Origin of the sequence: Paraburkholderia sp. Cy-641 (assembly GCF_011752945.1) — a bacterium.
Classification (GTDB): Bacteria; Pseudomonadota; Gammaproteobacteria; order Burkholderiales; family Burkholderiaceae; genus Paraburkholderia.
In genome coordinates, this window is record NZ_VWWM01000043.1 from 1 (window position 1) to 14,272 (window position 14,272).

Here is a 14,272-nt window from a genome sequence, read left to right on the forward strand (position 1 = left end):
TTGGTGATTGCCTCCATAGCGTACTCTTGCCGGGGAGGCGGGGGCGACCATCCCATTAACACAGTCCTATGCCTACCCGTTAGTTTAAGCGGGAGACTGTGTCCGGCGATTCAGGGGGCCGCTCCAAAATCCCCACCAACACATTGTGAGCGAAACCTTAATAAACCCAGCACGTTAACCGACCGCAAAAAAATTCTCCCAGGCTCCGCGACTCTGTCCGCTTGCGCTCCCAAGGGTTATCGATTCCGCAGCCCATTGATCCGTAAACGAACTTCGAAGTTATCCACAGCGAACAGCCCCGCTTGTTAACTATTACTACGTATACATATACAAAGAATATAAAAACCAGAACCCGCGTTAACGACCCGCACAACGTATACGCACACAACACCGGCAGCAACGAAGGAACTCAAAAGCAATCACAACGCGGCCGGTTAACCTAACGGCAAACAAATCTCCGTCACCAACTCCGCGGGCGCAGTCCCCTTTGGACTATTCAAATACTCCTCAAACGCCGGCGCATCCGCCGCCGCCCTACCAGATTGCACGAGCCACGTCCCATACAACCACTCATAAGTCGCCCGCATATCGCTATACGGCCCGACATGCCGCAACACCGCATACTCTCCACCACGTATACGCGTCACCGAAACTCCATCACTCATAGCAACAGACGCGGCAACTTCGGTTATCACCGGCCCCGGCAACAACACTCCCGCCTTCGACAGCAGCTTCTGTTCCTCGACCACGCCCGGGTCATCGAAGAAAAGCCCGACCATCCGCATCTCTCCCGCAAGCAGATTGTGTTTCCCAAGCCAGCCGAACAAAGCATCAAAAGCCTTGCCGATCTGCATTAAGGCCCGACATGATCGACCGACAGAATCTCCATCGGCTCTACACTACGAATTACGACCTCACGCTTCATCGTCATTTGATCGTCTCCTTGCGAATTTCACGCGGGCCGCGCGAAGCGGAACGCGGATTAAGCACTTGCTGATTGCACCACGTTTTCGAATCGTGGCAGCGGTAGTCGTAGCCCGTAAACAAACGTCAAAGCCTCAACCAAACAGCCTACGTAAACGAAAGCCGGAAAGCCACATCAACAAGCAGCACCAACAATCAACCCCCGTAAACCGCATCGACGAACAGCACAGCAGCCCCAAACCCAAACCTGCAAACGTGACGCTGCCTTCATTTGGCGCTATCGTGTAACGAGAGCACCACCAGAAGCACGCAGCATGCCACCGCCGTTCCCATTCCCGCCCGCGTTCGCGCGAAGCGATGGAGCCGCAAACATGAGCTACACCGAGTCGATCGGCAGTCGCACGTACCGTTTCGCCGACCTGAAGACCCTGCTCGCCAAAGCAAGTCCGCAGCGCTCGGGCGACCAGCTCGCGGGTATCGCGGCCGCGAGCGAGGAAGAGCGGGTCGCCGCCAAAATGGCGCTGGCCCAGGTGCCGCTGCGCACGTTCCTGAACGAACCGCTGATCCCCTACGAAACCGACGAGGTCACGCGCCTGATCGTCGACGATCACTCGCCTCAAGCCTTCACCGACATCTCTCATCTGACAGTCGGCGACTTCCGCAACTGGCTGCTCAGCACCACCACCGATACCGACGCACTGACCCGCATCACCGAAGGCCTCACCCCGGAAATGCTCGCCGCAGTCTCGAAGCTGATGCGCAACCAGGACCTCATCGCTGTCGCTCGTAAACGCCCTGTCGTCACGCGCTTTCGCAATACCGTCGGCTTACCGGGCCATCTGTCCGTACGCCTGCAACCGAACCACCCGACCGACGACGTCAAAGGCATCGCCGCCTCGATGCTCGATGGCCTGATGTACGGCTGCGGAGACGCGCTGATCGGCATCAACCCCGCGAGCGACAACCTCGCGGCGATCACGACGCTGCTGCTGATGATCGACGATTTCCGCCAGCGCTATCAGGTGCCGACGCAATCGTGCGTACTCACGCACGTAACGAGTACGATTGCCGCGATCGAACAAGGCGCGCCGGTCGATCTCGTGTTCCAGTCGATCGCGGGCACCGAGAAAGCGAACGCGAGCTTCGGCATTTCGCTTGCGCTGCTGCGGGAAGCGTACGAGGCGGGGTTGTCGCTCAAACGCGGCACGGTCGGTAGCAATTTGATGTACTTCGAAACGGGGCAGGGCAGCGCGTTGTCGGCGGATGCGCATTTCGGCGTCGATCAGCAGACCTGCGAGGCGCGCGCGTATGCGGTGGCGTGCAAGTTCGAGCCGTTTCTGGTGAACACGGTGGTCGGCTTCATCGGCCCGGAGTATCTGTACGACGGCAAGCAGATCACGCGCGCGGGTCTCGAAGATCACTTCTGCGGCAAGCTGCTCGGTGTGCCGATGGGTTGCGACATCTGCTACACGAATCACGCCGAAGCGGATCAGGACGACATGGACAATCTGCTGACGCTGCTCGGTGTTGCGGGCGTCAATTTCATCATGGGCGTGCCGGGCGCGGACGACGTGATGCTCAACTATCAGAGCACGTCTTTCCACGATGCGCTGTACGTGCGCGACGTGCTCGGTTTGCGGCGCGCGCCTGAATTCGAGGCATGGCTGGAGTCGATGCTGATTATCGACGCACACGGCGCATTGCTCGGCGCATCGGCGCGGCAGCCGCTGCTCGAAGGCGCGCGCGACTGGATGGGGATCACATGAGCGAGAACGGGAGCGGGAACGAAAGCGACGCACTCGACAGGGACCCGTGGAGCGTACTGCGCCAGTTTACGCAGGCACGCATCGCGTTAGGCCGCGCGGGCAACGGCGTGCCGACCGCGCCGCTGCTCGCGTTCAATCTCGCGCATGCGCAGGCGCGCGACGCCGTGCATCATCCGCTCGACGTCAACGCGCTGCACGAAACACTACAAGCGCTAGGATTCGACACGCTGGACGTGCATAGCGCCGCGCCGGATCGCGAGCATTATTTGCGGCGTCCCGATCTCGGGCGGCGTCTGTCGGACGAGAGCCGCGCGGCGCTTGCGCAACGGCCGGCACAAACGAGCGATGTGCTGTTCGTGATCGGCGATGGTCTATCGGCATTTGCCGCGTCGAAGCAGGCTGTGCCGCTGCTGCAAGCCGTGCGCCCCAAATTCGCGGACTGGCGCATCGGCCCTGTGGTGATCGCGCGTCAGGCGCGCGTCGCGCTTGGCGACGAGATCGGCGCATTGCTCGGCGCGAAGATCGTCGTGATGTTGATCGGCGAGCGGCCCGGTTTGAGTTCGCCGGATAGTCTCGGCATCTACATCACGTACGCGCCGCAAACGGGCTGCACCGACGCGCAACGCAACTGCATTTCGAACGTGCGCCCCGAAGGGCTCGACTATCCGCAAGCGGCGCACAAGCTGCACTATCTGCTCACGCAGGCGAGGAAGCTCGGGCTGACGGGCGTCGGTTTGAAAGACGAGAGCGAGGCGTTGCCGGCGAGCGTGCCCGCAACGCCCGGAGCCGTGAGCCGCGATTCGGGTTCGGGTTCGGGGTCAACCTCAATCTCAAGCTGAACCGCGTGGTCAACGCGAATCGCATAGCCGACACGCGGCAAAACATCAGCGCGCAGGCGACCGGACACCACACTGCTCCCGATACCCGCCGTATACGCCGCTCCCAGCCAGTCCCCCGAGCGCGTTTACTTCCGCAACAACCTCAACCCATTCCCCACCACCAGCAAGCTCGCGCCGACATCGGCGAACACTGCCATCCACATCGTGCCGAGGCCCATCAGCGTCAGCACGAGAAACACGCTCTTGATGCCCAGCGCGAGCGCGATGTTCTGTACCAGCACCGCATGCGTTGCCTTCGACAGCCGGATAAACGCCGGAATCTTGCGCAGGTCGTCGTCCATCAGCGCGACGTCGGCGGTTTCGATCGCGGTGTCGGTGCCCATTGCGCCCATCGCGAAGCCGATGTCGGCGCGCGCGAGCGCGGGCGCATCGTTGATGCCGTCGCCGACCATGCCGACCGTCGCACCCGCGGCCGACCATTGCGCGACCGCGTCGAGCTTGTCTTCGGGCAACTGGTCGCCGCGCGCTTCGTCGACGCCGACCTGCTGCGCGATCGCCGCGGCCGTGTGGCGGTTGTCGCCGGTCAGCATCGCGGTGCCGACGCCGAGCCGCCGCAATTCGGCGACGGCGGCGCGGCTCGTGTCCTTCACCGTGTCCGCGACCGCGAACAGCGCGAGCACGCGTTGGGCGTCGGCGAGCATCACGACGGTTTGGCCTTGCGCTTCGAGTGCTTCGAGGCGCGCTTCGAGTGGCGGCGAGCAGCGGCCCAACGCTTCGATCAGGCGATGATTGCCGAGCCAGTACGTTGCACCATCGATCTCGCCGCGCACGCCGCGTCCGGCGAGCGCTTCGAAGGTATCGACGGGCAGGTGGGCGATGCCGTCGTCGTGCGCGGCCCTGGCAATGGCCATCGACACGGGATGATCGGAGCGGCCCGCGAGGCTGGCCGCGAGCGTGCGGTATTGAGTCGCGCGGGCATCGGCATGAGCGTCACCGGCGCCCACATCGCCAACACCCGCGCCAACACCAACTTCATCCCCCACCACCTCGAACCCGGTCAACACCGGCTTGCCATGGGTCAGCGTCCCGGTCTTGTCCAGCGCCAGCCGGCTCAGCTTGCGCCCCTGTTCGAGATACACCCCGCCCTTGATGAGAATCCCCTTGCGCGCCGCGGCCGCGAGCCCGCTGACGATCGTCACCGGCGTCGAGATCACGAGCGCGCACGGACACGCGATCACGAGCAGCACCAGTGCCTTGTAGGTCCACGCATGCCAGGCCCCGCCGAACAGCAACGGCGGCACGACCGCCACGGCGAGCGCGATCGCGAACACGATCGGCGTATAGACGCGCGCGAATTGATCGACGAAACGCTGCGTCGGCGCCTTCGTGCCCTGTGCTTCTTCGACCGCATGGATGATGCGCGCGAGCGTCGTGTTGCCGGCCGCCGCCGTCACGCGATAGTCGAACGAGCCCGCCTGGTTGATCGTGCCGGCGAATACGGCGTCGCCGGTGGTCTTGTCGACCGGCAGGCTCTCGCCGGTGATCGGCGCCTGATCGACGCTCGAGCGGCCCGCGACGATCTCGCCGTCGAGCGCGATCCGCTCGCCCGGCTTCACGCGCACCAGCGCGCCGGGCGCGATCGCGTCGACGCGCATGGGCTGCCACGCGCCGTCGGGCTGCTGCACGCTGGCTTCTTCGGGCGCGAGCCGCATGAGTCCCTCGATCGCATTGCGCGCGCGGTCGAGCGAGCGCGCTTCGATCAGCTCGGCGATCGTGAACAGCACCATCACCATCGCGGCCTCGGGCCATTGACCGAGCAGTGCCGCGCCGGTCACGGCGATGCTCATCAGCGCGTTGATGTTCAGATTGCCGTTGCGCAGCGCGAGCCAGCCCTTGCGATACGTCGTGAGCCCGCAGGAGACGATCGCGACGAGTGCGAGGCCCGCCACCATCCAGACGGGCGCGCCAAGCCAGCCAGCGGCCTCTGAGCCGGCCGCGACGACTCCGGCGAGCACGAGGGGCCACCAGGGCTTCGGCGTAGCGCTGCCGGGGGCCGTGGGGGTTGCGTTGGGGTTGTCGCCCGCGAGTTCGGGGGTGAAATCGAGCGAGCGCAGCGCGGCGAGGATCGGTTCGAGTGCATCCGGCGCGTGGACGACCGTCAGCACGCGCTGGATCAGGTTGAAGTCCATGCTGCGAACGGCCGGCAGACGGCCGAGTTTCTTGCGGATCAGCGCTTCCTCGGTCGGGCAGTCCATCTGCATGATGCGGATGGCGGTGCGCAGGTCGTCGCCGACAGCTTCGGAACGCGGCAGGCGCAGTGGCGTCGGCGCGAGCGCGGCGGGGGCGCAGCAGGCGCCGTCGGCGTGATCGTGGGAGTGAGCCGAGGCCTGGCCGCGCTTGCGGTCGTGCCCGTCCGCGTGATCGTGGCCATGCTCATGGCCGTCGCGGTGAGTGTGCCCCTCATGCCGTTCAGCGCGGTTTCCATGCGGGTGCTGGGCGTGCGCATGCGCGTGGCCATGTCCATGAGCATCATGCCCACAGCCGCCGCCCGCGCCGCTTTCGTGACCGCTTTCATGACCATGAGCGTGGCCGTACTGCTGCGTGTCCGCCTGCCCGTGGCGCCCATGCGCACAGGCCTCGTCCGTTTCAGGACGATCGGCGGCAAAACGGCTGATTTCAGGCATGGTGGCTTCCTCGTGCGATTTGTGGTCTAGTAAACACCTTGAAGCCACTACAAGGTCAAGGCCGCGTAGCAGGAGGGTCCATGAAAATCGGCGAACTGGCGAAAATCGCCCATTGCACGACGGAAACGATCCGTTTCTACGAAAAGGAGCGCCTGCTGCCCGAGGCGGAGCGCACCGAAGCCAATTACCGCAGTTACACGGCGAAGCACGTCGAGCGTCTGCGTTTCATCCGCAACTGCCGCGCGCTCGACATGACCCATGACGAAATCCGCGCCTTGCTGCGTCTGACCGACGCGCCGGCCGGCGGCTGCGGCAGCATGCATACGCTGATCGACGAGCACGTCGCGCACGTCGACACCCGTATCGAAGAGCTCCAGCAGCTGAAGGCGCAATTGGCCACGCTGCGCGAGCAGTGCCATGGCGAGCATCCGGTCGAGGACTGCGGCATCGTGCATGGCCTGACCGAAATGGACGTGAGCGTGCCGCGCACGCGGCATACGCATCTGGGCTGACGTGCTGAATCTGAACTGAAGTGCACCGGCTGGCACGTCGCGTGCCGGCGCATTGCCGTGGCAAGCAATCCCATGCAAGGCCAGGCCGTTCGCGCGGCCTGGCCGACCGATCATCGAAACATCGAATCCAGTTGGAGAATCAACGTGTTTACCTGTAGAAACCAGTCCTGCGGCGCGCAGTGGGAGCAGTCCGACGTCGTTATCAAGAACGAGGGGCAGGGGCTGCTGTTCCGCTGCCCGCTGTGCGGCGCGCGCAATTACGTCGAGCGTTTCGACGGCGACGACGGCAAAGTGCTGTATGAACAACTGCCGGGCCGTCCCGATCCGGGGCCGATGGCCGAGTAATCGCGCGTCGTTCGCCCTGTCGTTAGCGTCAGTCCCAGCTTCAGCCCAATCCAGGACCTTATGAACCGTCCCACTCCCGCCGGTGCCGCATTCAGCGAATTGCCGCTGCCGCCCGCGACGCTCGCGAACCTCACGCAACTCGGCTACGTCGAAATGACGCCGATCCAGGCCGCGAGCCTGCCGATCGCGCTCGCCGGCCACGATCTGATCGCCCAGGCCAAAACCGGCAGCGGCAAGACCGCGGCGTTTTCGCTCGCGCTGCTCGCGCGGCTCGACGCGCGCCAGTTCGACACGCAGGCGATGGTGCTCTGCCCGACCCGCGAACTTGCCGATCAGGTCACGCAGGAAATCCGCCGCCTCGCACGCGCGGAAGAAAACATCAAGGTGCTGACCTTGTGCGGCGGCACGCCGATGCGTCCGCAGACGGCGAGCCTCGAACACGGTGCGCACATCGTGGTCGGCACGCCGGGCCGCATCATGGATCACCTCGAACGCGGCAGCCTCGCGTTGCAGTCGCTCAACACGCTCGTGCTCGACGAGGCCGACCGCATGCTCGACATGGGCTTCTTCGACGACATCGCGAAGGTCGCCAGACAATGCCCGAAAGAGCGTCAAACGCTGCTGTTTTCGGCGACGTACCCCGAGGGCATCGCGAAGCTGAGCCAGCAATTCCTGCGCAATCCGAAGGAAGTCAAGCTCGCCGAGCGGCACGACGACAGCAAGATCCGTCAGCGCTTCTATGAAGTGACCGAGGACGAGCGTCTGCACTCGGTCGGGCTGCTCCTGAACCACTATCGCCCGGTCAGCACGATCGCGTTCTGCAACACCAAGCAGCAGTGCCGCGATCTGCTCGACGTGCTGCGCGCACAGGGCTTTCATGCGCTCGCGCTGCATGGCGAGCTCGATCAGCGCGAGCGCGATCAGGTGCTGATCCAGTTCGCGAACCGTAGCTGCTCGGTGCTGGTCGCAACCGACGTCGCCGCGCGCGGGCTCGACATCGCGCAGCTCGAAGCGGTGATCAACGTCGACGTGACGCCGGACCCTGAAGTGCACACGCACCGCATCGGCCGCACGGGCCGCGCCGATCAGGACGGCTGGGCGTTGAGTCTCGCGAGCATGGACGAGATGGGGCGCGTCGGCGGTATCGAGCAGGCGCAAAAGCGCGACGTCGAATGGCACAAGCTGGCGGACCTGAAGCCGGCTGGCGACGGGCCGCTGCTGCCGCCGATGGAAACGCTGCAGATTCTCGGCGGCCGCAAGGAAAAGATTCGTCCCGGCGACGTGCTCGGCGCGCTGACCGGCGAGGCCGGTTTCGAAGGCTCGCAGATCGGCAAGATCAACGTGACCGATATGTCGACCTATGTCGCGGTGGAGCGCAGCATCGCGCGCGAGGCGGTGCGCCGGCTCAGCGCGGGCAAGCTGAAGGGGCGCAAGGTGAGGGTCCGGTTGATGGACGGCGAGTGACGGTATCGGCTCCGGGGCCGCAATCGAGCGATTCCCTTTGCGGCTCCCGCTAGCGAACCAGGAATCACGCCACCTCGTGGACGCCGAGCGAGGTAACGAGCGAAGGGTAAAAATCCGGCATCATGCTCGCGTTGAACACGTCGAATTTTGCCGCGCCGTAAAGCGTGTGGCCGGCCGGACCGACGTATTCGTCGGTGCCGTTCGACATCGCCCGCGCGCTTTGCATGAAGCTCAGGAAGCCGACGGCGTTGCCGGTGTTCTGCGTCAGGTCGATTTTTGCGCCGTTCGGGGCGTAGTAGGCGCCATCATTGAACATCCCTTTCGCGCCTGCGGTGCCGAGCTGATGGAATAGCTGCATGAAGCTCACCATGCCGTCCGCTTTTTTGCTGACGGCCTGGGATTGCGCATCGGTCAGCGGCGTGCCGTCCGCTTCCGCCCAGGCCGCGTAGCCGCCTACTGCATCGCTGTGAAAGGTGTTGACGGCCTGCACCAGCGCACTGTTGCTATTGAGCAGGTTCTGGAGCCAGCTCTTGTCGCTGTCGCTCAGGCTGTCGGACGTGACCTTGATCGAACCGTCGTCGGACTGGAAATCGAATTGGGCGTTGGCGAGATCGGGACGTTGCAGGATCAACGCCTGCATCGATGAAACGAGGGCATTGGCTACGCCTTCGGCATCTTTGCCCGTTCTGAAATTGATGCTCATGGCGTCCAGATATTTGGCGACCCGGGCGCTGGTGACCGGTGGATCGACGGCCGTTATCGAGGTCACCGCGGAAGCCGCGGCATCCGCGGTCGCGGAACGCTGGGTCAATGCCACGGAATTGAGATTCGAATCGGAAGCTTGTACGGGTACGGTCGCCGCGGTTGTCGGCGCGATAGAGAGATCCATGCTTCTGCTCCAGTAACGGATGGCAATATCCGTTGTATCGGCATGGAGTCGCGAAGCTTGAGCGCTGGATGGTTTGATGGCCGGGGCAGAGTCGGCCATGTCCCGTCATTCAGGCCGCCGACGCTTATCCTCAGTCCCGTAGAACCGCATAAAGACGTCGATTCCGTGATCGACTTTTTTGCGCAGTTGAGCCTCGCTGAACGGCGTGCGGGCACCCAGTTTCACTTCAAGATTGGAGAAGCCGATCCAGAGTCCGGCGAGGTCATCGGCCGCCTGGGTCGCGTCGCAATCCCTCAACGTTCCCTTTTCTATCGCCGCCTGAATCAACGAGGCGAGAATCGCTTGCCCGCGTCCGGGGCCACTCGAGAAAAACCGCTTCGGAAGCTCCGGGCTTCTTTTCGCCGCTGTCGCGATGAGCCGATCCCATCCGGCCAACTCGCGCTCGTTGATGAACCGTGTAAAGCGAATGCCGAACTTGCGAAGCGCCGGCACGATATCCATCGCCAGGCCTTCGGCGAGCTCGGCGTCCGTCGCCGTGCGGTCGGACTCGCGGCGTATCACCGCATCGATCAATTCGTCCTTGTCGCTGAAATGCGCAAACAGGGTCGCTTTCGCCACGCCCGCGCGTGCGGCGATGGCGCTGGTCGTCACGTCCGCACCGTGCTCCAGAAGCAGGTCGCGTGCGGCATCGAGAAGCGCTTGCTGCTTCACCAGGTCCTTGGGCCGGCCACGTGGAAGTGAGGTCATGTGAAATACGATCATCTCAGGGTCAAAATCGCGGCCATCAGCATACCTCCCGCGACCGAAATATGCTCCAGCGCAATGTGAAGTTCTTCCGTTCGACGCGGTTCGGGGAAAGTCCAGAACGCGTGCCCGTAGGGAATCGTGAGTAGCGTGAACAGGCCGAGCGCGCCCGCGCCCAACCATCCCAGGCCGTTGAAATTCCCGATCAGCAGCACGGAGCCCATCAGCTGAATGGCGATGGTCGCCACCGCGAAGCCCACGGGCGCCGGCAGGTTGACCGCCTTCATCTCCGAGACGATCACGGAAAAGTTAAACAGTCCGAAGATACCCGCGCTCCAGAAGAGCGTCGTCAGCAGTATCCGGCCGAACACCAGCGTAATCGGACTTTCCAGAACCAGAGCGATAAATGAGGGCATGCCGTGCCTCGGTGGTTGACTTGGGCGCAGTATATATTGAACTCATCAGTCTGGTAAATGGATGGCCACACGCTTCGTGCGGTTGCCGGGGCGCAGCGCTCATCAGGCGAAGAGGAAGGAATGCGGGAACCCGGATGGGTTCTCGCAGGGAGAGGCCGTGCACTACTCGCGGGCGTTTGCAGTGCAGTGCCGGGACGGAAGGACCGAGGCAGTGCCCCGGCTCACGCTTTTCAGGCCGAGCCGCTGCGCAGGCGCCTGACCTCGGGGCATGGAGCGAGCGCCTGTACTTCTTCGACAATGCCGTTGCGCAGCGCTAGCGCGGCCGGGCTGGGCGACTTGTCCTCGGGTTCCACGATGCCGACCAGTCGCTCCACGCGTGGAGATTCGAGCGGGATGAACCTGAGCGACTCGCCGTTGTGCTGGTTCGAGAGGAAGGGCAGGACCGTAACGCCGACGCCGTTCTCCACCGCAGCAAGCAGCGTCGTGGTATTGGGGATGAACAGCGATTCCGGCTGGCCGATCGCCGCCCGGACATCGGGCGACAGCGCCTGCATGATGCCGTTGCCGATGATCCGGCTGGCGGCCAGCTGTGGCCACTTCAGCTTTTTTCTTTTGAACAGCGGGTGACCCGCCGGGACGACCGCGCAGAGTGCATCCGCGAGGAGCGGCGAAAACCTGAGGCCGGAGCTGCTGTCCGGTTCGCTCGCGATGCCGAAGTCGACCGTTCCCGATTTCACCCGCTCATGCACGTAGATCGTCGAGCCGTCTTCGACATGCAGATTGACGGTCGGATACGAGCGTACGAAGCGGCTGATGGCGCGGGGCAGGATTTCGTGCGCAATGGACGGCACGGCGGCGATCTTGACCCGCCCGAGGCGAACCTGGGCAACGTCGATCGCCGCCTGGATGGCCCGGTCGTAGTGTTCGACGAGCGATTTCGCTTCCCGATAGAACAGCGTGCCGAACGCGGTGAGCATCACCCGGTTGCCGCGTTCGAGCAGCCGGGCGCCCAAGGTGGTTTCGAGCTCGCGGATCGAAAGCGAGAGCGCCGGCTGGCTGCGAAATACCGCGGCGGCGGCGGCCTTGAATCCGCCATGCTCCACGACCGAGACGAAGTGCCGGATCTGCGTCATCTTGACATCGGGAAGTTGCTCGGCCATATAAGTAAAGTAAATCGAAAGATTAAAAAATTAAACTTTTTTTATTCTACTCCGCACCTTACGATCATCCCAATTTCTCTGTATGGGAACGCTGGGGATGGAGAGGGCCGCGTGGCCGGAGCCGGCCAGGGATATCCCTCGCACAGGAGCGTGGTGCATTGCGCGCCGCAACGGTGCCTGTAGAACACGCTGCAGCCGATGAGTCCGGTCGCGGCACCCGCAATCTCGCAGTGAGCAGTGGAAGTGTACGGAACGAGCCGACGGATGCGCGGGCTTTGTTCGTCGTAGGAATCAACAGGGAATCAACCAATCCAGGTCCTGCAATCCATGTCGATAATGTCCCCAAGATCAACCAAACATCCTACCTATGACGCCATCGTGATCGGCGGCGGCCATAACGGCCTCGTCAGTGCTTTCTATCTGGCGCGCGCGGGACGGCGCGTGCTGGTTCTGGAGCGTCGTCGCGCGCTCGGCGGCCCGTGCGGCACGGTCGAGTACTTTCCGGGGCATCGTTCTTCGATTACCAATTCGACGGGCTCGCTCGAACAGACGATTGCCGCCGACATGCAGCTGGAGCGTCATGGGCTCCGCTTCATTTCCACCGACCCCACGTTGTTCACGCGGTTCGACACGGGACGTTACTTTGTCGGCTGGCGCGATCAGAACCGCGTGCGGGAGCAGCTTGCCAGCTTTGCGAAAGGAGACGAGGAGCGCTTCTTCGGTCTGCTGGCGTACGTCGACCGGTTCGCCCAGGCACTCGGCGTCTCGCCGTTCGAGCCGCCGCCTTCGTTGCGCGACATGCTGGCAAAGATCGATTCGCCGGAACTGGAGGACGCGTTCGGCAAGTTTTTCTTCGGCAGTATCCGGGACCTCGCGGAAGAGTGGCTGCAGTCGGAAGAGGCGAGGGCACTGATCGCGATCCGCGGCTGCGTGGCCGTTCAGGCGGGGCCAAGTACGCCGGGCACCGCGGTCCCCATGCTGATCCGCCCGCTTTCGCTCGCGGCACGTAAGCCGACCTCGCCCGACGATCCACGGCTGATGCCGCTGCGGGGTTCGACCGGTTTTCCGAAGGGCGGCATGGGCGCGATCATCGCGGCGATGGCTCGCGCGGTCGTCGAGGCCGGCGGGGAGATCCGGACCGACGTCGCGGTGCGGCGGATTCTCGTCGAGAACGGCGCGGCCGTTGGCGTGGAAACGGCGAGTGGCGAGTGCTTCCGGGCTCCCGTCGTCGTCTCGAATGCCAATCCCAAGACCACGCTGCTCGATCTGCTGCCCGCCGGTGCGATTCGCGCCAACACGCTGGAGCGCGTGCGCCGGATTCCGATGAAAGGGTCCGCGTTCAAGATCGCGCTGTCGCTCGATCGACCGCCGCATGTCGCCGATGGCGCGACGGACGAGGAAACCCGCCAGATCGCCAGTTGCCAGTTCCGGATTGCGCCCAGCGTCGAATACATGGACCGCGCCTTCGACCAGGCGAAGCATGGCGTGCCGTCCGAGCGGCCGCTCATGTGGGGGCTCTGTCCGTCGATGATCGATCCCGACCTCGCGCCCCCGGGGCGCCATCTGCTCAGTATCAACGTTTGGCACGCGCCCTATGCACTGAAGGACGGCGTATGGGATGCCGCCACTCGCGACGCGTTCGGCGACCGGTGCATCAAGGTGCTCGACGAATACATGCCGGGCATCAAGGACAGCATCGTCGATCACCGCTACATGAGCCCGCTCGATCTCGAGAACGAGTACGGGCTGCTGGAAGGCAACGTGATCCAGGGCGACAACCTGGCCGGGCAGATGTTCTCGTTGCGGCCGATGGCCGGCATGTCCGATTACCGCGCGCCGGTCGACGGACTCTACTTCTGCGGCACCGGCACCTGGCCGGCCGGATTCGTCTCGGGCATTCCGGGGCACAACGCCGCGCACCAGATTCTCAGCGATACCGCGAGACGTAACGCGGACTGCGAGATGACCACCGAAAGCGAACTATCGAGGCAGGCAGGCTGACATGACAGATCAACACGAGATTCCCACACCCTTGAGCGCGGCACGGCTTGTCGAGGTTCTGCGACAGGCGCGTATTTCGCACGTGGTCATCGTACCCGACACGTATCAGGAAACCTTCATCGCGGCGATCGAAGCCGCGCCCGACCTGCAGACCGTCTATGCATGCAGCGAGGACGAAGCGATCGGCATCAATGCCGGGCTGTATGCGATGGGCCACAGGCCGCTGCTGACGATTCAGAACAACGGCTTCTATGCGTGCCTCAACACGATTCGCGGCATCTCGCTCGACGCCGGCGTGCCGACCGTCATGCTGATCGGCCAGTACGGCAACAAGGCGGCGACGCCGATGGAGCAGCACCCGCAGCGCATGGTGCGGCTGCTCGAACCGACGCTCGACATGTGGGGCGTGCCGTCGCTGCGGCTGTGGCATGACGCCGATCTCGGGAAGATTCCCGACGTGTACGAGCAGGCATTGCAGCAGCAGTCCCCCTGGGCACTCGTTGTCCCCATTCCTACCGGAGTCTGAGC

The 14,272-nt window shown here is 63.8% G+C and carries 14 protein-coding genes; 8 read left to right on the plus strand and 6 right to left on the minus strand.

Features of this window, described 5'->3' with window-relative positions; all coding sequences use genetic code 11:
• Positions 1–434: 434 nt before the first annotated feature.
• Positions 435–854 (minus strand): GyrI-like domain-containing protein, encoded by a 420-nt coding sequence (locus tag F3J20_RS21935; protein ID WP_240162861.1) that lies wholly within the window; start codon positions 852–854, stop codon positions 435–437.
• A 441-nt stretch (positions 855–1,295) separates the two neighbouring features.
• On the opposite strand from F3J20_RS21935, the gene F3J20_RS21940 reads away from it, so the two are divergent.
• Both F3J20_RS21940 and eutC read left to right on the plus strand, forming a co-directional pair.
• Complete coding sequence (locus tag F3J20_RS21940; protein ID WP_167284485.1) at positions 1,296–2,690, plus strand: ethanolamine ammonia-lyase subunit EutB; 1,395 nt, start codon at positions 1,296–1,298, stop codon at positions 2,688–2,690.
• Positions 2,687–3,529 (plus strand): ethanolamine ammonia-lyase subunit EutC, encoded by an 843-nt coding sequence (eutC, locus tag F3J20_RS21945; protein WP_167284486.1) that lies wholly within the window; start codon positions 2,687–2,689, stop codon positions 3,527–3,529. Before F3J20_RS21940 ends, eutC begins: the two co-directional genes overlap by 4 nt.
• Positions 3,530–3,654: 125 nt before the next feature.
• On the opposite strand, the gene F3J20_RS21950 is transcribed toward eutC, so the two are convergent.
• Entirely contained in the window at positions 3,655–5,784 is a 2,130-nt protein-coding gene (locus F3J20_RS21950; RefSeq protein WP_240162864.1) for a heavy metal translocating P-type ATPase, read from the minus strand.
• Here F3J20_RS21950 and F3J20_RS32190 point away from each other — a divergent pair.
• The 4 genes from F3J20_RS32190 (at position 5,677) to dbpA (ending at position 8,534) form a co-directional block, all read left to right on the plus strand.
• Positions 5,677–6,243: a hypothetical protein gene (locus F3J20_RS32190; protein WP_240162867.1), complete on the plus strand. Its 567-nt coding sequence runs from the start codon at positions 5,677–5,679 to the stop codon at positions 6,241–6,243. The genes F3J20_RS21950 and F3J20_RS32190 overlap by 108 nt on opposite strands.
• Positions 6,244–6,293: 50 nt before the next feature.
• The gene (gene cadR, locus F3J20_RS21955; protein ID WP_167042042.1) at positions 6,294–6,725 is read left to right on the plus strand and encodes a Cd(II)/Pb(II)-responsive transcriptional regulator; all 432 of its coding nucleotides are present in this window, start codon (positions 6,294–6,296) and stop codon (positions 6,723–6,725) included.
• Between the two features lie 144 nt (positions 6,726–6,869).
• Positions 6,870–7,070 (plus strand): hypothetical protein, encoded by a 201-nt coding sequence (locus F3J20_RS21960; protein WP_167042044.1) that lies wholly within the window; start codon positions 6,870–6,872, stop codon positions 7,068–7,070.
• A gap of 60 nt (positions 7,071–7,130) precedes the next feature.
• Entirely contained in the window at positions 7,131–8,534 is a 1,404-nt protein-coding gene (gene dbpA / locus F3J20_RS21965) for an ATP-dependent RNA helicase DbpA (protein WP_167284488.1), read from the plus strand.
• A gap of 64 nt (positions 8,535–8,598) precedes the next feature.
• Here the strand turns inward: dbpA and F3J20_RS21970 are convergent, their stop codons facing one another.
• The 4 genes from F3J20_RS21970 to F3J20_RS21985 all read right to left on the minus strand — a co-directional run bounded on the left by F3J20_RS21970 (position 8,599) and on the right by F3J20_RS21985 (position 11,743).
• A complete protein-coding gene (locus tag F3J20_RS21970; RefSeq protein ID WP_167284489.1) occupies positions 8,599–9,522 on the minus strand; it encodes a hypothetical protein in 924 nt (307 codons plus the stop codon).
• Between the two features lie 6 nt (positions 9,523–9,528).
• Positions 9,529–10,185 carry a TetR/AcrR family transcriptional regulator gene (locus tag F3J20_RS21975; RefSeq protein ID WP_240158932.1) on the minus strand — a complete coding sequence of 219 codons (657 nt, stop codon included), beginning with the start codon at positions 10,183–10,185 and terminating at the stop codon, positions 9,529–9,531.
• Complete coding sequence (locus F3J20_RS21980) at positions 10,182–10,583, minus strand: DoxX family protein (RefSeq protein ID WP_167042050.1); 402 nt, start codon at positions 10,581–10,583, stop codon at positions 10,182–10,184. Before F3J20_RS21980 ends, F3J20_RS21975 begins: the two co-directional genes overlap by 4 nt.
• A gap of 230 nt (positions 10,584–10,813) precedes the next feature.
• Positions 10,814–11,743 (minus strand): LysR substrate-binding domain-containing protein, encoded by a 930-nt coding sequence (locus tag F3J20_RS21985; protein ID WP_167042052.1) that lies wholly within the window; start codon positions 11,741–11,743, stop codon positions 10,814–10,816.
• Between the two features lie 336 nt (positions 11,744–12,079).
• Between F3J20_RS21985 and F3J20_RS21990 the strand changes: the two genes are divergently transcribed.
• Both F3J20_RS21990 and F3J20_RS21995 read left to right on the plus strand, forming a co-directional pair.
• Positions 12,080–13,744 (plus strand): NAD(P)/FAD-dependent oxidoreductase, encoded by a 1,665-nt coding sequence (locus F3J20_RS21990; RefSeq protein WP_167284490.1) that lies wholly within the window; start codon positions 12,080–12,082, stop codon positions 13,742–13,744.
• Between the two features lies 1 nt (position 13,745).
• On the plus strand, positions 13,746–14,270 hold the full coding sequence (locus F3J20_RS21995; RefSeq protein WP_167042054.1) for a thiamine pyrophosphate-binding protein: 525 nt from the start codon (positions 13,746–13,748) through the stop codon (positions 14,268–14,270).
• Positions 14,271–14,272: the final 2 nt, after the last annotated feature.